Source organism: Bacillus sp. GB_SG_008, from assembly GCF_052038115.1.
Classification (GTDB): Bacteria; Bacillota; Bacilli; order Bacillales; family Bacillaceae_G; genus Bacillus_A; species Bacillus_A rhizoplanae.
Genome location: NZ_JBPZSK010000001.1, coordinates 559,817 through 579,423, shown reverse-complemented (window position 1 = coordinate 579,423; position 19,607 = coordinate 559,817). Strand labels below are relative to the sequence as shown.

Annotated in this window: 24 protein-coding genes; 2 read left to right on the top strand and 22 right to left on the bottom strand. The window is 37.3% G+C overall.

Annotation, left to right across the window (positions count from 1 at the left end):
- Positions 1-24: 24 nt before the first annotated feature.
- From recN to accB, 12 genes are all read right to left on the bottom strand, one after another.
- The gene (recN, locus tag ACTDJC_RS02915) at positions 25-1,764 is read right to left on the bottom strand and encodes a DNA repair protein RecN (RefSeq protein ID WP_440602605.1); all 1,740 of its coding nucleotides are present in this window, start codon (positions 1,762-1,764) and stop codon (positions 25-27) included.
- Positions 1,765-2,097: 333 nt separating this feature from the next.
- Complete coding sequence (gene argR, locus ACTDJC_RS02910; RefSeq protein ID WP_098307617.1) at positions 2,098-2,547, bottom strand: arginine repressor ArgR; 450 nt, start codon at positions 2,545-2,547, stop codon at positions 2,098-2,100.
- Positions 2,548-2,703: 156 nt separating this feature from the next.
- Positions 2,704-3,543, bottom strand: a complete 840-nt coding sequence (locus ACTDJC_RS02905; RefSeq protein ID WP_098307619.1) for a TlyA family RNA methyltransferase — start codon at positions 3,541-3,543, stop codon at positions 2,704-2,706.
- Positions 3,544-3,546: 3 nt separating this feature from the next.
- The gene (dxs, locus tag ACTDJC_RS02900; protein ID WP_253630384.1) at positions 3,547-5,439 is read right to left on the bottom strand and encodes a 1-deoxy-D-xylulose-5-phosphate synthase; all 1,893 of its coding nucleotides are present in this window, start codon (positions 5,437-5,439) and stop codon (positions 3,547-3,549) included.
- 262 nt (positions 5,440-5,701) lie between these two features.
- On the bottom strand, positions 5,702-6,595 hold the full coding sequence (locus tag ACTDJC_RS02895; RefSeq protein WP_098307623.1) for a polyprenyl synthetase family protein: 894 nt from the start codon (positions 6,593-6,595) through the stop codon (positions 5,702-5,704).
- A complete protein-coding gene (locus tag ACTDJC_RS02890; protein ID WP_098307625.1) occupies positions 6,595-6,825 on the bottom strand; it encodes an exodeoxyribonuclease VII small subunit in 231 nt (76 codons plus the stop codon). The genes ACTDJC_RS02895 and ACTDJC_RS02890 overlap by 1 nt, the downstream gene beginning before the upstream one ends.
- Positions 6,815-8,173, bottom strand: a complete 1,359-nt coding sequence (gene xseA, locus ACTDJC_RS02885; RefSeq protein ID WP_440602604.1) for an exodeoxyribonuclease VII large subunit — start codon at positions 8,171-8,173, stop codon at positions 6,815-6,817. The genes ACTDJC_RS02890 and xseA overlap by 11 nt, the downstream gene beginning before the upstream one ends.
- A 27-nt stretch (positions 8,174-8,200) precedes the next feature.
- On the bottom strand, positions 8,201-9,061 hold the full coding sequence (folD, locus tag ACTDJC_RS02880) for a bifunctional methylenetetrahydrofolate dehydrogenase/methenyltetrahydrofolate cyclohydrolase FolD (RefSeq protein WP_098307629.1): 861 nt from the start codon (positions 9,059-9,061) through the stop codon (positions 8,201-8,203).
- A gap of 181 nt (positions 9,062-9,242) precedes the next feature.
- Positions 9,243-9,626 carry a transcription antitermination factor NusB gene (gene nusB / locus ACTDJC_RS02875; RefSeq protein ID WP_098307631.1) on the bottom strand — a complete coding sequence of 128 codons (384 nt, stop codon included), beginning with the start codon at positions 9,624-9,626 and terminating at the stop codon, positions 9,243-9,245.
- A gap of 347 nt (positions 9,627-9,973) precedes the next feature.
- Positions 9,974-10,366 (bottom strand): Asp23/Gls24 family envelope stress response protein, encoded by a 393-nt coding sequence (locus ACTDJC_RS02870; protein ID WP_098307633.1) that lies wholly within the window; start codon positions 10,364-10,366, stop codon positions 9,974-9,976.
- A gap of 22 nt (positions 10,367-10,388) precedes the next feature.
- Positions 10,389-11,741: an acetyl-CoA carboxylase biotin carboxylase subunit gene (accC, locus tag ACTDJC_RS02865; protein ID WP_440602603.1), complete on the bottom strand. Its 1,353-nt coding sequence runs from the start codon at positions 11,739-11,741 to the stop codon at positions 10,389-10,391.
- 17 nt (positions 11,742-11,758) lie between these two features.
- Positions 11,759-12,241 carry an acetyl-CoA carboxylase biotin carboxyl carrier protein gene (gene accB / locus ACTDJC_RS02860; protein ID WP_098307637.1) on the bottom strand — a complete coding sequence of 161 codons (483 nt, stop codon included), beginning with the start codon at positions 12,239-12,241 and terminating at the stop codon, positions 11,759-11,761.
- 462 nt (positions 12,242-12,703) lie between these two features.
- Here accB and ACTDJC_RS02855 point away from each other — a divergent pair, with 462 nt between their 5' ends.
- Positions 12,704-12,877 (top strand): DNA recombination protein RecO, encoded by a 174-nt coding sequence (locus tag ACTDJC_RS02855; protein ID WP_253630386.1) that lies wholly within the window; start codon positions 12,704-12,706, stop codon positions 12,875-12,877.
- A 42-nt stretch (positions 12,878-12,919) separates the two neighbouring features.
- Here the strand turns inward: ACTDJC_RS02855 and ACTDJC_RS02850 are convergent, their stop codons facing one another.
- Genes ACTDJC_RS02850 through ACTDJC_RS02810 form a run of 9 tightly spaced genes read right to left on the bottom strand, consistent with a single transcriptional unit; the run spans position 12,920 to position 18,315 of the window.
- Entirely contained in the window at positions 12,920-13,477 is a 558-nt protein-coding gene (locus tag ACTDJC_RS02850; protein ID WP_098307641.1) for a SpoIIIAH-like family protein, read from the bottom strand.
- A gap of 12 nt (positions 13,478-13,489) precedes the next feature.
- Positions 13,490-14,134: a stage III sporulation protein AG gene (gene spoIIIAG, locus ACTDJC_RS02845; protein ID WP_098307643.1), complete on the bottom strand. Its 645-nt coding sequence runs from the start codon at positions 14,132-14,134 to the stop codon at positions 13,490-13,492.
- A complete protein-coding gene (spoIIIAF, locus tag ACTDJC_RS02840) occupies positions 14,127-14,756 on the bottom strand; it encodes a stage III sporulation protein AF (protein ID WP_098307645.1) in 630 nt (209 codons plus the stop codon). Before spoIIIAF ends, spoIIIAG begins: the two co-directional genes overlap by 8 nt.
- A gap of 12 nt (positions 14,757-14,768) precedes the next feature.
- Complete coding sequence (gene spoIIIAE / locus ACTDJC_RS02835; protein WP_098307647.1) at positions 14,769-15,941, bottom strand: stage III sporulation protein AE; 1,173 nt, start codon at positions 15,939-15,941, stop codon at positions 14,769-14,771.
- Between the two features lie 11 nt (positions 15,942-15,952).
- Positions 15,953-16,351 carry a stage III sporulation protein AD gene (gene spoIIIAD, locus ACTDJC_RS02830; protein ID WP_253631174.1) on the bottom strand — a complete coding sequence of 133 codons (399 nt, stop codon included), beginning with the start codon at positions 16,349-16,351 and terminating at the stop codon, positions 15,953-15,955.
- A gap of 9 nt (positions 16,352-16,360) precedes the next feature.
- On the bottom strand, positions 16,361-16,564 hold the full coding sequence (gene spoIIIAC / locus ACTDJC_RS02825) for a stage III sporulation protein AC (protein ID WP_020061584.1): 204 nt from the start codon (positions 16,562-16,564) through the stop codon (positions 16,361-16,363).
- A 12-nt stretch (positions 16,565-16,576) separates the two neighbouring features.
- Complete coding sequence (gene spoIIIAB / locus ACTDJC_RS02820; protein ID WP_098307651.1) at positions 16,577-17,092, bottom strand: stage III sporulation protein SpoIIIAB; 516 nt, start codon at positions 17,090-17,092, stop codon at positions 16,577-16,579.
- On the bottom strand, positions 17,089-18,012 hold the full coding sequence (gene spoIIIAA / locus ACTDJC_RS02815; RefSeq protein WP_098307653.1) for a stage III sporulation protein AA: 924 nt from the start codon (positions 18,010-18,012) through the stop codon (positions 17,089-17,091). The genes spoIIIAB and spoIIIAA overlap by 4 nt, the downstream gene beginning before the upstream one ends.
- 21 nt (positions 18,013-18,033) lie before the next feature.
- Entirely contained in the window at positions 18,034-18,315 is a 282-nt protein-coding gene (locus ACTDJC_RS02810; RefSeq protein WP_141524987.1) for a YqhV family protein, read from the bottom strand.
- Positions 18,316-18,518: 203 nt separating this feature from the next.
- On the opposite strand from ACTDJC_RS02810, the gene ACTDJC_RS02805 reads away from it, so the two are divergent.
- Positions 18,519-18,839: a hypothetical protein gene (locus ACTDJC_RS02805; RefSeq protein WP_440602602.1), complete on the top strand. Its 321-nt coding sequence runs from the start codon at positions 18,519-18,521 to the stop codon at positions 18,837-18,839.
- 192 nt (positions 18,840-19,031) lie between these two features.
- Here ACTDJC_RS02805 and efp read toward each other — a convergent pair whose 3' ends face one another.
- Positions 19,032-19,589 (bottom strand): elongation factor P, encoded by a 558-nt coding sequence (gene efp / locus ACTDJC_RS02800; protein ID WP_253630390.1) that lies wholly within the window; start codon positions 19,587-19,589, stop codon positions 19,032-19,034.
- Positions 19,590-19,607: the final 18 nt, after the last annotated feature.

Sequence of the window (19,607 nt, the reverse complement as noted above, 5' to 3'; positions counted from 1 at the left end):
TGTTGTTACCAAAAAAGCTATCCATTATTGGATAGCCTCTGCTGCTTGTTTAAAACGATGCGCTTGCGAGAGTAACTCTCTTGCATGCTCTGTTGTTAAATCAGTTATTTCTACACCAGAGATCATGCGAGCAATTTCTGTCACTTTTTCGTCCTGACTTAGTACAGTAACAGATGTAACTGTTCGTTCATTGACAATTTGTTTACGAATAAACAAATGAGAATCTGCCATAGACGCGACTTGTGGTAAATGTGTAATACATAGCACTTGTGAATTGACGGAAACACGATAGATTTTTTCAGCAATTGCCTGCGCAACACGCCCGCTTACTCCAGTGTCTACCTCATCAAAAATAACAGAAGCAACACCTTGATGTTTAGAGAAAATACTCTTTAACGCTAATATAATACGGGATAATTCTCCTCCTGAAGCTACTTTAGAAAGCGGCTTTAACGGTTCTCCTGGATTTGTAGAAATATAAAATTCCACATAGTCATACCCATCTTGGGTCATTTTTACAGGAGCTCCTTCGACAAGAGGATCGTCAATTGTCCCTTCTTTTTTCTTTATCATTACTTCAAATTTTGTTTTTTCCATGTACAGCTCTTTTAATTCTTGATGAATTGCTGTTGTTAATCGGTTCGCAAGATCATGACGCATGCCACTTAATAATTTTGCTTCTTTTACTATAAGCTGTTCTAATTCTTTTAATTTTTTTCTCGTTGTTTCAATGTGTACATCTTTATTTTCAATGGTAAATATTTCTTGTTCGATTTCATCCGCATACGCTAAAATTTCTTCTACAGTATTTCCATATTTACGCTTTAACATACGAATTTCATTTAAACGCGTTTCAATTTCATCTAAACGATTAGGGTCATACTCCATCATATCTAACTTTTCACGGAGCTGATAAGCGACCTCTTCTAATAAATAATAACTATTTGCAATCGCATCATAGTTTTCTTGATATGCTATATCCAAATCAGTAATGCTCTCCATTTGATTCATTGCATTTCGTACATGATCTAAACCAGAACGGTCTTCAGTTAAAGAGCGATACGAATCACCCAACGCCTTATAAATCTTTTCGAAGTTCGAAATCTTCAATCGTTCTTCTAATAAGTTTTGCTCTTCATCTATTTTCAAGTCTGCATTTCGAATCTCTTCATGTTGAAATTGAATCAAGTCTAAACGATGTGCCATTTGTTGCTCGTTCTCTGTTAAAGAGAGCAATTGTTTTTTTAATTGCTCGTATTCTCTATAAACATTTTGATACTTTTCTAACTGAACTAAAATATGATCCCCATCAAAATGATCAAGCATAAATAAATGACGATCTTCATTCATTAAATCTTGTGTTTCATGTTGCCCATGAATATCAACAAGCGTTTTCCCAATTTCCTTTAATACACTTAATGTAACCAGTTTTCCGTTTACGCGGCATACACTTTTCCCATTCACAGAAATATCCCGTTTTAAAATCATCATGCCATCTTCAATTTCAATATCAAGTTCTTCTGCTTTCATAACGCAAGGATGATTTTCATCCTCAATATAAAATAACCCTTCAATTTCAGCTTTATCTGTCCCATAGCGCACAAATTCCGCAGAACCGCGTCCTCCAACAAGAAGACTAATCGCATCAATAATGATGGATTTCCCTGCACCCGTTTCACCACTTAAAACAGTCAGCCCTTTTTGAAAAGAAATATTTAATGATTCAATAATAGCAAAGTTTCTAATCGATAATTCCGATAACAATGCCTCATTCACCTCGTTATCTAATTCACACTCCATACTGGAGGCTTAAACTATTCTCACATACATTCTTCTATTCATTCTTTTCTTGATGAAGAATATATTATGTAATCTGCTTCATTGTACCAAACATTTGTTTTCACGGTCAATGTAACAATATTGATATTTCGATATGGAAATGTGTATTTTTACGTGCTATTTTGGACTTTTATCCCGCATTAACGGGCAGTAAAACCTCCCCCACTGATGGAAGTTTCACTTTATATTTCTTCATAACAAAAATATCTTGCTTACTTTTCACTCTTCTGAGCAATAAAGCAAACAAGATTCTTTTTGTTACAGCATATTTAAAAAGCGATTCGATACAACTCCTGTATCTTCAGGTGTACGGCAAATAATTAAACACGTATCATCACCGCAAATTGTGCCAATAATTTCATCCCATTCTAAATGATCAATAAGTGCACCAAGAGCATTTGCGTTACCCGGCAACGTCTTTAACACGAGCATATGACCAGCTGAGTCTAATTTAACAAACGAATCGATAAGATTGCGTTTTAATTTTTGAAGCGGATTAAATCGTTGGTCGGCTGGTAAGCTATATTTATACCTTCCGTCATGAAGTGGCACCTTTACTAAATGTAATTCTTTAATGTCTCGTGATACTGTCGCTTGCGTTACATTAAAACCTTCATTACGCAAAATATCTACTAGTTCATCTTGTGTTTCAATTTCTTTATTCGCAATAATTTCTCGGATTTTAATATGGCGCTGCCCTTTATTCATATTTTTGCACCTCGCACTATCTCTTACCTTAGTTTTAACGTCGCTATACTTCACTTCTTTATGTTAACGTATAACTGGTTACTTGTACACCGTTGTTTTTACAATTGTGTTTACAATTCTAGCTTGCTGTATGTTAAAAAAAAGGAACAACAATTGTTATTCCTCTTTTCCTTTTTGCTTCAGGGCTTCGTGAGCTTCTGTCACAACTTCCTCTACTCGAATAGGAGAATGATTTTCCCCTTGCGTACGCTCACCATACCATTTTAAATGAATTAAAAATTCAATATTTCCATCTCCGCCCGTAATTGGAGAGAATGTTAAATTTTGAACATCATAACCCTCTTCTAATGCAAAATCGACAATCATTTCTATAACCGCTTCATGCACTTTACGGTCGCGAACAATTCCCTTTTTCCCCACTTGCTCTCGCCCAGCTTCAAATTGCGGCTTAATAAGCGCTGCAACGTCACCACCAGAAGTTAACATCGTTTTCAATACAGGTAAAATTAATTTTAAAGATATGAATGATACGTCAATGCTCGCAAATTGCGGTAATCCTTGCTGCAAATCAGCAGGTGTTACATAACGGAAATTCGTCCGTTCCATTACCACAACGCGCTCGTCCTGACGCAGCTTCCATGCAAGCTGGTTATAACCTACGTCTAACGCATATGATAACTTCGCTCCATTTTGCAAAGCACAATCGGTAAACCCACCAGTTGAGGAACCAATATCTAACATAACCTTATCTTGCAAATCTATTTGAAATGTTTCTAATGCCTTCTCTAATTTGTATCCACCACGGCTTACATACGGCATCACTTGTCCTTTTACTGTAAGCTCTGTATCTTGCGGTATTTTTTCACCCGGCTTATCTAAACGCATTTCATTAGCATATACAAGACCGGCCATAACAGCCCGCTTTGCTTTTTCTCTTGTTTCCACAAGTCCTCGTTCTACTAATAGTACATCTACTCTTTCTTTTTTCCCGCTCATTCGTTACGCCCTTTTTTGTTTTAATGGAATCATTGTACAAATGCGCTCAACAACTGCATCTGTTGTTAAGCCAATTTCTTCAAGAAGCTTAGATACACTGCCATGCTCGATGAAATGATCTGGAATACCCATACGCTCAATTAGTGCATTATGGTACCCATGCTCACTAGCAAATTCTAACACACCAGAACCAAATCCTCCGATTAAACACGCTTCTTCAATCGTTAAAATCGGCATATTCTTTCCTAATAACTCATGTAAATACGATTCATCCATCGGTTTGATAAAGCGAGCATTCACAACTTTTACAGATATCCCCTTTTTCTCAAGAGATTCCGCTGCCTCTAAAGCCATTGGAATTGTCGTACCAAATGTTAAAATGGCTGCTTGTGAACCTTCACGAAGTGTTTCCCATGTACCGATTGGAACTTCTTTAAACTCCTCATCCATAGGTACGCCAAGCCCATTTCCACGCGGATAGCGAAGCGCAATCGGCCCATCTTCGTAATTGATGGCTGTATATACCATATGTTGACCTTCGTTTTCATCTTTTGGCATCATGAGAACGATATTCGGAAGATGGCGTAAAAATGCAATATCAAATATACCTTGATGCGTTTCTCCATCAGCTCCTACTAACCCTGCTCGATCAATCCCGAAAAAGACATTTAAATTTTGGCGGCACACATCGTGAACGACTTGATCATAACCACGTTGTAAAAACGTAGAATAAATCGCTAAAAACGGCTTCATATCTTGCGTCGCTAAACCAGCCGCCATCGTTACCGCATGTTGCTCAGCAATCCCTACATCAAACATACGATTCGGAAATTCTTTTGCAAATTTTTCAAGCTTTGATCCGACCGGCATTGCTGGCGTCACAGCAACGATACGCGGGTCATCCTTCGCTAATTTACGAACTGCTTCGCTAACAACAGAACTCCATGCCGGCGCAACTTCCTTCGGTTTCACAAAATCACCAGATTCAATTTTGTATGCTCCTGTACCATGCCAAGTTCCAATTACATCACTTTCAGCCGGTTTATAGCCTTTTCCTTTTTTCGTAATCACATGAACAAGAACAGGACCTTTCGTTTTCTTTGCATATTGAAGATTTTCAAATAAACTTTCATAATCATGACCATCAACAGGGCCTAAATATGTAAATCCTAATTCTTCAAAAAACACACCGGAAACGAGTAAATATTTCAAACTATCTTTTACTTTTTCTGCTGTTGCAGCTACTTTACCGCCTACTGCCGGAATTTTCTTCAATAAGTATTCCAGTTCATCTTTTACCCATTGATATTTCCCTGCTGTACGTAAACGTCCAAGTACGTTATGCAATGCACCAACGTTCGGTGCAATCGACATTTCATTATCATTTAAGATAACCGTCATATCTGTTTGCTCATGTCCAATATGGTTTAGTGCTTCTAGTGCCATTCCACCTGTTAACGCACCATCACCAATAATCGGAACAATATACTCTTTCGTTTTCTTTAAATCACGCGCAAGTGCCATTCCCATTGCGGCAGATAATGAAGTAGAACTATGCCCAGTTTCCCACACATCATGCTCACTTTCACAACGCTTTGGAAAACCACATAATCCTTTATATTGTCTTAATGTCCCAAAATCCTTTGCACGCCCTGTTAAAATTTTATGTACATAGGATTGATGTCCTACATCCCATAAGAATTTATCTCTTGGACTATTAAATACTTTATGCAAAGCAATTGTGAGTTCTACTACACCTAGGTTCGGAGCAATATGTCCACCTGTTTGAGAAAGCTCTTCAATTAAAAACTTTCGAATATCTTCGCTTAATGCCTCTAGTTCGCTTATAGACATATCCTTCAAAAAACTAGGATTTTGAATTTGCGTCAGATCCACAAGGATCACTCACTTTCGTTTCATAATCTGTCATCATATCAACTAGTATACAAAATACCTGTAAAACATATTTGTACTTAATTGTATTACAAAAATCAAGCATCTTCTTTATTTTTATACGATGAAAAAAGAGCCGCTAACACAAAGTGATAACGGCAATGTAATCTACATATATTTTTGCCAATAACAAGAAAAGAAAAACCTTTGTCTACATTTATACCACAAAATCCCCGATGGCTCAACAAATGAAAACGTTCTGATACTAGTGATTACGCTTTGCAATTAAATCACAAATTGTTAACAAATATTCATCTTGTAATTGTAAAGAAGAAATTGCGTCTTTTGCTTTTGCAATTGTTTCTTCTAAAATTTGTTTCGCTTCTTCTAGTGTAAACAACGTTGTATATGTACTTTTTTCATTTGTCATATCGCTTCCGACCGGTTTCCCAATTTCTTCTTCTGTTCCTTCTACATCTAAAATATCATCACGAATTTGAAAAGCAAGTCCAACATACTTCGCAAATGTAAGTAGTTTTTCTTGTTGCTCAGTCGTAGCCCCTGATAATAGCGCACCAGCTAATACTGCAAATTCTAATAAACGGCCAGTTTTATGCTTATGAATATATTCTAACTCGTGAAGCGTTAACTGTTTCCCTTCCGCTTCCATATCCGCAACTTGTCCTCCAACCATTCCTTCTGGTCCTGCTGCTTTTGCAAGTTCTAACGCAATGCGCATCTTTATTTCAGGAGTAATGTCTTTATGCTCTTGCCCTGTTACAACTTGGAATGCATATGTTAACAATCCATCACCAGCTAATACAGCCATCGCTTCACCAAATACTTTATGATTTGTCGGTTTTCCACGGCGTAAGTCATCATCATCCATACAAGGCAAATCATCATGAATTAAAGAATATGTATGAATCATTTCTAGTGCACAGGCTGTATCTATTCCTAAATCTCTATCTTTCCCAAACGCTTGTAGCGTCGCAAGTAAAAGTAACGGCCGGAGACGCTTTCCGCCCGCTTCTAATGAATATGCCATCGCTTCGCGAAGCACATTCGGACATTGTAATGTATTTGCATAACGGACAAGCTGTTCTTCAACAAGTGCTTTGCTCTCTTTCATAAAAGCATCAAAAGCTATATACGCCATTATGCTTCATCTCCTAGGGCAGTAAAAGGACGAAGTTCACCGTTTTCACCAAGTATAACTGCCATTTGGTCTTGTACATCTTTCAATTTGTCATCGCAAAGCTTAGAAAGTTCCATACCTTCTTTAAAATACGAAATTGCTTCTTCAAGCGGAACATCGCCTTGTTCAAGCTTAGAAACAATTTGCTCAAGCTTTGCAATCGCTTCTTCAAAGCTCACTTTATTTTCCATCGCCTAGTTCACGCTCCTCTATTCCCCATACATTACATTCTAACACACCATCTTGAAGCTGTACTGCAACCGCATCTCCAAGATCAATTTCTTTCACGCTTTTTAACACCTGTTTTTTATTGTTATAGACAAGACCGTAGCCTCGCATCATCACTTTAAGAGGACTTAACGTTTCTAACTTCTCTACTGCCCTTGTAAAAGCAAACTCTTTCGCTTGTAGAAGAGTTTGCATTTCGCGTTGCAGTTGTTTTTGCAATGCGTCCACCATAAGCTTTGTTTGCTCAATTTTTTGCGAAGGATGATGCTTTCCTAAATAAAATGACAGCTGCTGAAGCTGATTCGCCTTCTTCTCTATGTAACGTTCTTTCGTTTGCATCAGCTTATCAATTGTACGATCCAATTGTTCTTCCTTTTGCTCATACAGTTGTTTTGGATAACGAAACGCATATGATTTTTGTAATGCTTGCAGATGCTCCTGCTTATAGTTCATCATCTCACGCATCGCTCGCGTTAACCGAAGTGTACGCTGCATCACTTTTTCTTCTAATTCGAGAATGTGAGGCGCTGCCAATTCAGCTGCCGCTGTTGGCGTTGGCGCTCTTAAATCCGCAACAAAATCAGCAATTGTAAAATCTGTTTCATGACCAACAGCAGAAATAATCGGAACTTGACTCGTAAAGATTGCCCGGGCTACTGTTTCTTCATTAAACGCCCATAGTTCTTCAATTGAACCTCCACCGCGACCAACAATTAGTACATCCATATCGTTCATTTCATTTGCTTTTTCAATAGCCTGTACAATCGAGGGAGCTGCGAACTCCCCTTGTACAAGAACTGGAAATACAATTACATTTCCAATAGGATAACGACGTGTAATCGTCGTTATAATATCCCGAATCGCCGCACCCGTTGGTGACGTAATAACACCAATTGTTGTTGGATAAGCAGGAATCGGTTGTTTATATACTTGTGAAAACAGCCCTTCCTCTTCTAAACGAGCCTTTAACTGTTCATATGCTAAATGAAGATTCCCTACTCCATCTGGCTGCATATCATGAACATAAATTTGGTATGAACCACTTGCTTCATAAACAGAGATTTTCCCTTTTACAAGCACTGTCATCCCGTCTTCTGGTCTAAATTTCATATTACGATTATGACTTGCAAACATGACCGCAGCAATTCTTGCATTTTCATCTTTTAATGTGAAATACATATGACCGCGGCTATGATATTTAAAATTTGAAATTTCTCCTTTTAACCAAACAGACTGTAAATGAGGATCATACTCTATTTTTGTTTTCATATAACGAGTTAATGCTGTAACGGTTAAATATTGCTTTTCCATCTTTCTCTCCTCATAGCCGCTTTGCAATTACTTACAAACAACACCTGCGCGCTCTGCAGATAGTACTGTATTTTCTAGTAGCATTGTAATTGTCATTGGACCTACGCCTTTTGGTACTGGGGTAATATAGCCTGCAACGTTTAATACATCATCAAAGTCAACATCACCGCACAACTTCCCTGTGTCTAAACGGTTTACTCCGACATCGATTACAACTGCGCCTTCTTTTACATAGTCAGCTGTTACCATTTTTGCTCTTCCAACTGCAACAATTAAAATATCAGCTAGCTTCGTTAATTCTTTTATATTCGCTGTTTTTGAATGACAATAAGTAACTGTCGCATTTTCATTTAAAAACAGTTGTCCTACTGGTTTTCCAACAATATTACTTCGTCCAATAACAACTACGTGTTTCCCTGTAATATCAAGGTTTGTTTCTTTTACTAATTCTAAAATGCCGTGCGGTGTACATGGAAGGAACGTATCTTGTCCTGTCATCATACGACCGATACTAATTGGGTGGAAACCATCCACATCTTTCTCAGGAGAAATTTTTTCAATGATAGCTTTTTCTTCAATGTGATTTGGCAAAGGTAATTGCACTAAAATACCGTGAATACGATCATCGTTATTTAAACGTTCGATTTCTGCTAATAAACGATCTTGTGTAATTGTATTAGGAAATGTAATTAATTCAGAATAAATGCCAACTTGTTCGCATCCTTTTTCTTTCCCTTTTACATACGAATGAGAAGCTGGATCATCCCCAACTAAAATCACAGCTAGTCCTGGTACAATCCCTTGTTCTTTTAGTTCTGCAACTTTCTCTTTTAACTGTGCTCGCTTTTTCTCTGCAACTTCATTTCCTTTGATGATTACTGCTACCATGTTAAAATTCCCCCTTAAAAAATTACAAAGCTACTTTTCTTCTACCCCGCTCTAACGAGCAGTAGGGCCCTCACCTTAAAGATTTGAAAAATCAAAGAAGATAGGTGAAGGTTAACTGCTCGTAAAAGCTTAATTAGTTTTACTAATCATCTGTGGGGTGAAGCTCCCCACAGATGAGAGTTTACTTTATACTAGATAAAACGCCGTTAATAAAACGACGAGATTCGTCGTCCCCATATGCTTTTGCAATTTCAATTGCCTCATTAATAGATACGCTATGCGGAATATCTTCCATATATTTCATTTCATACACAGCAAGTCGTAAAATACTGCGATCAACAATGCTAATGCGCTCTAATTTCCACTTTTTTAAATTTTGACGAATAAGCTCATCGATTACTTCTTTATGCTCTACACACCCGAAGACAAGTGTTTCTAAAAATTCATTTGTACTTTCGCCTTCTTCAAGTGTATTTTCTACTGCAGCTTTCGGATTATATTCTCCGGTAATATCCATTTGATAGAGTGCTTGCATTGCTCTTTCTCTAGCCGTCCTACGTTTCATTATAACTCTCCTTTATACTTCAAGTCTTCCTTATGTTTTGTTATATTATTATAATTTATAAGCCGTCGAATTACTTACTCTTTATAATTTCCGCTGAGTTTTCAACCTTATAATACAATGATAATACCACAATTTATCGTTTCATACACGAGTTCCCTAACGGAAAAATAATAAAAAGATTAACTCCAAGTTCCATATCATACCACAATGTACGTTTTTTTCAAAAATACGTATTTACCCTTATATTTTTTTCATTTTTTTGAATAATATAATGTTTCTGGAACTTAAATAGAGGTATACAAAACGATAAAAAAAGGTGCCTGTATAACGAGGCACCTTTTTTAGTATTACACTGGCTCAATTTCTGTCTTTGGTGTCTCAAATGTTACACCAACGATATGCACGTTTACTTCTTTCGGTTCAAGGCCTGTCATTGTAAGAAGCGCTTGACGAATATTATCTTGAATATTTTGTGCAACAACTGGAATTGCTACACCAAAATACATTAATACATAAACATCAACGATAATGTCATCGTTTGCTAACTCTACTTTTACGCCCTTTCCGTGATTTTTCTTCCCTAACTTCTCAACAACATCTGTTGCAAAATTACCACGCATTGCCGCTACACCTTCTACTTCAGAAGCAGCAATACCTGCAATTACTTCAATTACTTCCGGTGCGATTTCTACTTTACCAAGAGTTGTGTCTTGCCCCATGTCTAACATATGATCAGCCATGAAAAAACCTCCTTTAAATGTATCAGTGCGCCGTTAAATCATGCTGTTCTAGAAACTTAGTGTTAAATTCACCTTGTACAAACTCAGGATGGTCAAGAAGTTGTAAATGAAACGGAATCGTCGTATGTACACCTTCAATGACGAATTCACTTAGCGCTCGCTTCATTTTTGCAATTGCTTCTTCACGTGTTTTTCCGTAAACAATAAGCTTTGCAACCATCGAATCGTAATAAGGCGGAATCGTATACCCAGGATATACAGCTGAATCGACGCGAATACCAAATCCTCCTGGCGGTAAATACATTTCTACCTTCCCTGGAGATGGCATAAAGTTTTTGGCAGGGTTTTCCGCATTAATTCGGCACTCAATTGCCCAACCGTTAAATTGTACTTCTTCTTGCTGCAGCGATAACTGCTCTCCTGACGCAACACGAATCTGCTCTTTAATAAGATCTACTCCCGTTACCATTTCAGTTACAGGATGTTCGACTTGAATCCGCGTATTCATTTCCATAAAATAGAAACTTTTCGTTTTATATTCGTAAATAAATTCAACTGTGCCGGCACCTGTATAATCTACTGCTGCCGCTGCTTTTACTGCTGCCTCTCCCATTTGTTGACGAATGGTAGCATCTAAAGCTGGAGAAGGCGACTCTTCTAACAGCTTTTGCAAACGACGCTGAATTGTACAATCACGCTCTCCTAAATGAATGACATTACCATGATTATCTGCCATCACTTGAATTTCGACATGACGGAAATCTTCAATGTACTTTTCTAAATATACACCAGGGTTTCCAAAAGCGGTACTTGCCTCTTGCTGTGTAATTTGAATCCCTTTCACAAGCTCTTCTTCATTGCGCGCAACGCGAATACCCTTGCCGCCGCCGCCCGCTGTTGCTTTAATAATAACAGGATATCCAATTTTCTCTGCGAGTGCTACAGCTTCTTCGGTATTTTTAATGATTCCTTGTGAACCCGGTACAATCGGAACCCCTGCTTCTTTCATTGTATCACGTGCAACGTCTTTTGTGCCCATTTTTGAAATAGCTTCTGGACTTGGACCGATAAAAATCAAATTACATTCACGACAAAGCTCTGCAAAATCAGCATTTTCTGCTAAAAATCCATATCCAGGGTGAATTGCATCACAGCCTGTTAATTTCGCAACACTAATAATGTTCGTTAAGTTTAAATAGCTCTCCTTTGATACAGTTGGACCAACGCAGTATGCTTCATCTGCCACTTGTACATGAAGCGCTTCTTTATCTGCCTCAGAATAAATTGCAACTGTTTCAATATTCATTTCTTTACAAGCACGAATAATTCGTACAGCAATTTCCCCGCGGTTCGCAATTAATACTTTTTTAATCATAACTCAAGACTCCCTTATTATGCTTTTACAAGAAATAGCGGTTGTCCATATTCAACAAGCTGACCGTTATTCACAAGGATTTCAACGATTTCTCCATTTACTTCTGCTTCAATTTCATTAAAGAGTTTCATTGCCTCTACAATACAAACAATTTTCCCTTCTGATACGCGATCTCCTACATTTACATATGCAGGCGTATCTGGTGATGGAGATGCATAGAACGTTCCAACCATTGGAGAAGTAATCTTTTGTAAGTTCTCCTCTTGTACTGCTGGTTTCTCCTCTTGTTTTGGCGTTTCAGCTTGAGCTGGCGCAGCAACCACTTCTGTTGCTATAGCTTGTACAGGTTTCTGCGCTGCAGGAGCAGGTTGCACAGCAACTACTTCATTACCACGCTTTTTCATCTTAATTGTAGTACCATCTTTTTTGTATTCAAATTCATCAATATTAGAATCATCAATCAACTTAATCAATTCACGAACTTCCTGAATTTTAAACATGTAAAATCCACTCCTATATACTTGTTTGTCCTGCTGCAACAGCTTGGCTGCTTCTACAAACCATCAGTTATAAACGCCACTGATGAAAGTTTCACTAAATCCTGCTATAACAGCCAATAATAAGTTACTTCCCATACTCTTAATAAAAAAATACTATGAAGTTTCATACTATATATATCCATCTTACGATAAATATTTTCAACATTCCAATTTATTTTTCTTTATGATAAATAAAATCTTCTGTGAAAATAACAGTATGGTATATTTTATCACCTAGTAATAATACCAAGTTTCACTCAAAATTGGCAAGACCACTTCTAAAAAAACAACGTATTCTTCCTTATTATGTAAGTTTATATATTTTTTACTAAATATTCAAAGTTTATTTACCTCCACTTCATATCCCCTTCATATAAAAGGAGTATCGTCAAAGTAGAATCATATACAGTGAGGTGTGGAAACGTGAACATTTGGCTTATTCTCTTTCTACCAACTGTTATTATTTGGGGTGTAGCTCTCGCTATTCAAATGAAATGCGGACAAAGTAATCACCTTCATCAAGAACCAATGATTTTTTACTCACAACAAATTTTTCCTATAAAAGTGAAAGAAACCGAACTACGATTGCTAGACTAACTTCTAGTAAACAAAAAAAGCTATCGAAAAATCGATAGCTTTTTACTTTGCTATTTCAAATCGAACATCTGCCATTAAGCCCGTTTCACTTTTTACAAGCTGCATAATTTTATTTGCTTCTTTTGCAGAGAGCTTCGCTGCTTGCACTGTCACTTTAATGTCATTTCCATCTGCACGTACAAGTGCGTCTTTATAGCCACCTTCTGTTTTAATTAATGTTTCTAATAACGTTTCTTTGGCTGCTAAATCACTTAATGCATTAAATTCATCTTTTGCTTTACTTCTCTCTTCAGCAGAAGCGTTTGTTGAGTTCATTACATCTTGCAATTTTTCTTTCATTTCACTGCGCTGATCCTCCATTTTCAAACGTAGTGCTGTGAAACTATCCTCACTAGCAGAATGACTAGATACATTACCTTCTTTTTTACTTGTTTCTTTTTTGTTTGTTTCCTTTTCAGGTCCTTGCTTCTCTTTCGTTACTTCTTCAAGAGATGTTGTAACAACCTTACTTTTATTATCTGGCGTCATTACATAGTATACCGAAAGAACAACAACTAAACTTAACATCGTTAATAACCAAACTGTTTGTTTTTTTAGCACTTTATTTCCTCCCTAATTCTTTTTTGGCAAGACAGATACACGGTGGCTTGGGACATCAAGCATACGAGTAACAGCCTCTCTCACCATTTGTTTTACTTGTATATTATCCACTCCTTTTGCAACAACAAGAACACCGCGAACTTTCGGTTTCTCTGTTTTGAGTACAATAGGAGTTTCTTTATCCCCTTCACGTATAATTACCGTTTTATCATCAGTAGACTCATCTTCAACTTTTCGTGTTCCACCTTCTTTATCTGTTTCATTTGTCGTTTGCGATCGCTTCACCGTATTTTTGTCGAGTATTTTTTCTTCAGATGAATCAAGATTGACTGTAATTGATACATCTTTTACACCTGTAATACTTTCTAGCGCTTCTTTTAATTGTTGTTCATATTCTTTTTCATATTTATCAATGATAGATTTGTTATCACTGCCTTTTTGTCCAAACGTCGGGACATCTTTTACTTGCTCTTGCCCTGTTTGTGATTTGAGAACAGGTACTTCTGGTTTTTTTGCTTGAAAGAGATTACTAGAAAACATAAGGAGCACACCGAGTATGAGTAAGATGATTAAAAACTTGGATGTTATTTTTTTCTCTTTCTCGTCTTTTTCATTTCCTTTAAAAAATTTGAGAAGAAACTGAAATTTATTATTCATTTACTTTCCCTATCCTCCCTTCCATCTGAACTTTAATTTTGTTCTCTTCTAATTGCCATTTGTTTGAGAAGAATTGTTTCATTTCGGCTGTGTTTTGTTCTGATGTCTTTCGAGGTTCCTTCGAATTAATTTCTACCTTTTGAATTGTTTCAATAGCCCCTTCTCGATTGCGTTCCTTTTGTTGAAGTGTTACGACAACAGACTGAATATCTTGCTGAGATTTCACTTCCTTTTTCTCTTCTGGTACTTTTATCTGCAAACTCATAACGGCCATGCCATATTGTTCTTCCAGTTCTTTCCCAACTTGTTTTTTCATTTGGACAGCCATCTGTTCTAAAATATATGCACGTTGTGAAGCTTGTATTTCTTTTTTCTTTGTATCAATTTGATTTTCTATTAATCCGTTTGCCACATACTTATCTTGACTAACGTTTGCAATTACATCTCGAACGTCTGTTTGTAGCAATCTAAACAAGGGCGTTAAGATTAAAACAACTAGAAGCAAACTAACAACAAATTTGACATACTTTTGTAAATTTGAATTAGGAAGTAACATATGAAGCATCGTCGCTAATAGTAGAAACACAATAATATTCCGAATCCACTCTACTACAAATTGCAACCTGATCCCCCCCTAACGCATCATTAACGTAATATTTCCAGCTGCGATAATAATAGTGATACTTAAAAAAAACATAAACGATACAATAGCCAAGCAAGCAAACACGTATATAATGCTTCTCCCGATAATATCCAAGCATTGGATAATTGCCCCTCCACCAACAGGCTGCAACACTGCTGCTGCAAATTTATAAATGAAAGCAATACAAAAAATTTGAATAGCAGGAAAAGCAACGATAAGTAATAAAATAACCATCCCAACAATTCCAATTGTATTTTTTAATAATGCAGATGCACTAAGTACTGTATCTGCCGCTTCGGTAAACATTCGCCCCACAACTGGAATAAAGTTTCCGGTTACAAATTTTGCTGTTTTAACAGCAATCCCATCCGCTACTGCTGTTGCCGTTCCTTGTACAGATAGCACACCAAGAAAGATTGTTAAGAAAATGCCAATGATGCTAACGCTAACATTTTGAAGCAGCTTGGACAATTTTGTGACTTTATATTGATCACTCATTGTACTTACAATACTTAAAATCGTTGCAAGCAGAAGAAGCGGTAAAACAATGAAATTCATGAGCATCCCGCTCGTATTCATAAGAAAAACAATAATTGGATGAAAGAAGGAAACAGATACAACACCGCCTCCAGTAGCGATGAGTGCCAACAAAATAGGGAGGAGCGCTAAAATAAAATCTATCATTGTTTGAATGGTGTCTCTTGCATATGTCATTACAACGTAAAAACTATTTAAAGCAAAAACGATAAGTACCATATATACAACAGCATCTGCTATTTTCCCAATACTGCTTTTTTCAAAAGCAGATTGAAGCGATTGAAGAAGTGCACTAAAAATAGTAAGCATAATCAGCGTTCCAAGTAGCTTTCCATTAGCCAGTAATTCATGAAATAAATATTTTAGTAATCCTATCATCCACTCTTTAATCGAAAAATTTTTTTCTCCTTTTACAAACTCCATAAAACTTCCCTTTTGGCTTTCCGGCAAATATCCCCCGTACTTTACAACAAGGTCATCCCAATATTTCTTTACATCTTCTATTCCAAGCTTTCCTAGCTGTTCATCCACAACATTTTGTTCTAAGGGAGAAGCTTGTACAATAATTGGTAAAGAAAAAAAGAGGAAAAAAGCAAACAAAAGCTTTATTCCAAACGATCGCACGATTTATCCCTCCTTTATCCGGTTGGCAAAAAACCGAGAATTGTTTCAATTACAACCGTTAATATTGGAATCGCCATCACTAAAATTAAAATTTTTCCTGCCAATTCGATTTTTGAAGCAATCGCTCCTTGTCCTGCATCTTTCGTAATTTGTGCGCCAAATTCTGCAATATAAGCGATTCCAATAATTTTCAGCAGCGTTTCCACATACACATTGCTCACTTTCGCTTCATTTGCAATACGCTCAATCATCGTTAAAATGGAGTGAATTTGATCGATTACAAGTAAAAACATAACGCTACTGACAAATACAACAAACAATGAAGTTATACTCGATTTATGCTGCTTCAATACTGCCGCCAAAAAAGTCGCCACAAGCCCAAGTCCTACAATTTGTAATATTTCGATTCGAATCGCCCCCCTTTACTGAAAGAGAAAGACGCTTTTAATCTTGTCAAACAAATTGTTAATTAAAAATGCAACCTGAAATAAAATAACAACAAAACCAACGAGAATAACCCAATTGGCAATATCTTCTCGCTTTAGTTCTTTCAGCACAGTATGAATGAAAGCTAAAATAATACCAATACCTGCAATTTGAAAGATTAATCCTACATCGATCGACATTACCATTCCCCCTTACAACAATAAAATAACGATAAGTAATCCTGCTAATACGCCTAAACTTTTCAGCATTTTTTCGTACTGGATTTGCATTTCCTTTGCTTCGCCTTCTTCTCTCTCTAGATGTGTAATACATAAACGAATATGCTTTTGCTGTGATTCGCGATCGTGTTGTCCTAACGTTTCTCCAAATTGCTGTAAAATTTCATATTCTGTTTGCTTCAGTGCTGTGAGTTTCCAATTTTCTTGTAAGCTATCCATCCACGCTTCCCGTACAGTTTGCTCTCCCGTTTGTAATCGCTCATGAAAGCTATGAAAAAACCAGTTCAAAGGCTTTGGCATTTGTTTTACAAGGCGTGCAGCTGCCTCAGATAACGGAGTATGCCCATACATAATTTCCGCTTCTAACGATTGCAGGGCAGCCTTTAACAATCGCAGTTGACGAGGGCGCTCACTATATTTTTTCGCATGTGAAAAACCAAAAAACGTTGATACCGCAACAATAAGTGCAGCGCCAAAGAATTTAATCATACGCTCAGCACCTTCTCCCCTCGGCGCATTGGCCTTCCGTTACCATCTTTCATGTTTATAATAGTTCCTGGTCCTTTTATTTTAGAAAGTTCAATAAAACGTTCAAACACGCCCAGCTCTATGATTTTTCGCAGCGAAGGTCGTTTCAGTATGTCTTCGTATCCAAATCCATGTGCACTAATAAACAATTGAACACCAGCATGAACAGCTTCCATAATCGCTTCGCTATCCTCTTGCCGGCCAATTTCGTCAACGATTAATATATCGGGACTCATTGAACGAATCATCATCATCATACCTTCTGCTTTTGGACACGCATCTAGCACATCTAATCTTGTTCCAAACTCATATTGCGGAACACCTTTCACGCATCCAGCAATTTCTGATCTTTCATCTACGATACCAACTTTACAAGAAGGAACATGTTGCCCTGGAACACCGGCACTCATACAGCGCGCTACATCACGCAATAATGTTGTTTTCCCTGTTTGCGGCGGACCAATAATCATCGTATTTAGCCAACGCTTCTCGTATAAATACGGTAAGAGAGGCTCAGCAATCCCCATTTTCTGCCGAGCAATTCGAATATTAAATGACGCCACATCTCGAATCATTTTCACTGCACTCTTTTCCATAATTACCTTTCCTGCTAGGCCAACCCGGTGTCCCCCACGCAGCGTGACATACCCTCGCTTCAGCTCTTCTTCCATCGTATAAAGTGAATATTGACTCAATTTATTCAGTAAATATGCCGCGTCTTCTACCGTCACGATATAGTTATAAAAATGCGCTTCCCCGCGCGCAATACATTCAAGCGGCCGACCAATCCGAATCCGTATTTCTTCTAATGTGTCATATTCTTTGCAGTCTTGTATAAAACGTTCGATTTGCTTTGGCAACATCTCTAATACTTCTTTCATAGCTCTCTCCCCATCACATCGCTATTTCAGTACTGCAATAAAAATACAACCAATCCCAAGCACCAGAAAAAATAGTTTCAAAAATGAAATTTCGTTCGTAACACTCGCAATTCCAACTGACATCGTCACAATCAAAACAGTCGGTCCAACAAATGCAAGCATGCCATTTACGAACAATGCTTTTTTTACATCATTGAAATACAACATAAGCAAAGCGGCGAAAATCTCCATGCTCCCCGAAAAGATTCTAAGAAGCGCCATCACGAGCACAGACGTTTCAAATGCCGCTAGCCACTGCTTCATCCTCTCACCTTCTCTCGTTATCCTTACACCGTTCTAACAGCACACATATATCTTGCTGAAACAAGATGAAAGAGTACGTTTGTACAACCATATGCAAGGGTTGTCTATTTCAGAAGCAGAAAAGTAATTTTTTAATTATCAAACAGAAATAGGCAGAATTTTCTGTTAAATTATGGTATACTGGAACAAAAAAGGAGAAAAGTATGAAAGTTTCTAAAATCACTCTTACTATCTCAGTAGAAATAGTTGCTATTTTCTTATTTACAAAACTTATTGATTGGTCATTTATAGAAATTTTCTTTTTAGGGAGTTTAGCCATTTTCAGTATCACTTGGCTATTGCTTTTAAATATGAATCGCAACGCCAATATGGAGCGTGCTATCACAAAAAGCTGGACAGGAGTTGATACCGGGGAAGTAACACCTTTTCAAGTTCGTATGAATCCCTATATGATTGGAACCCTCCTTCTGCTTACGATTAGTTTTATTATTACCGTCATTTACTACATACCTTATTTCACATAAAGTGAAACTTCCGTCAGTGGGGGTTTTATTCATCCCCCACTGACGGTTAGTTGAACCAATCGGGCTTTTACGGGCAGTTAGCCCCCACCTATCTTCTTTGCTTCTCTCTGAATCTTGAGGTGGGGGTCTTACTGCCCGTTAATGCGGGATAAAAAGAGGCACTCATGGATGACCCATGAGTGCCTCTTTCAATTACGCACGAGAAACGTATTTTGATTCTCCTGTGTTGATAATAAGCATTTCACCTTCATTAATGAAGATTGGTACTTGTACAACTAGACCAGTTTCTAATGTAGCTGGTTTTGTTACGTTAGAAGCTGTGTCACCTTTAATACCTGGTTCTGTTTCAACAACTTTTAACTCAACAGTGTTTGGAAGTTCTACACCAAGTACTTCGCCTTGATATGTCATGATTGCTACTTCCATATTTTCTTTTAAGAATTTTAATTCGTGTTCGATTTGCTTGTCAGCAAGTTCGATTTGCTCGTATGTTCCATTATCCATGAATACATGAGCTTCACCGCTTGCATATAAATATTGCATACGACGGTTTTCGATATGTGCTTTTTCTACTTTTTCACCAGCACGGAATGTTTTTTCTTGAACAGAACCTGTACGAAGGTTACGTAGTTTAGAACGAACGAACGCTGCACCTTTACCTGGTTTTACGTGTTGGAAATCTATAACCTGCCATAGGCTATTGTCCACCGCAATTGTTAAACCTGTACGAAAATCGTTTACTGAAATCATGCAAAAAATCCTCCTGTG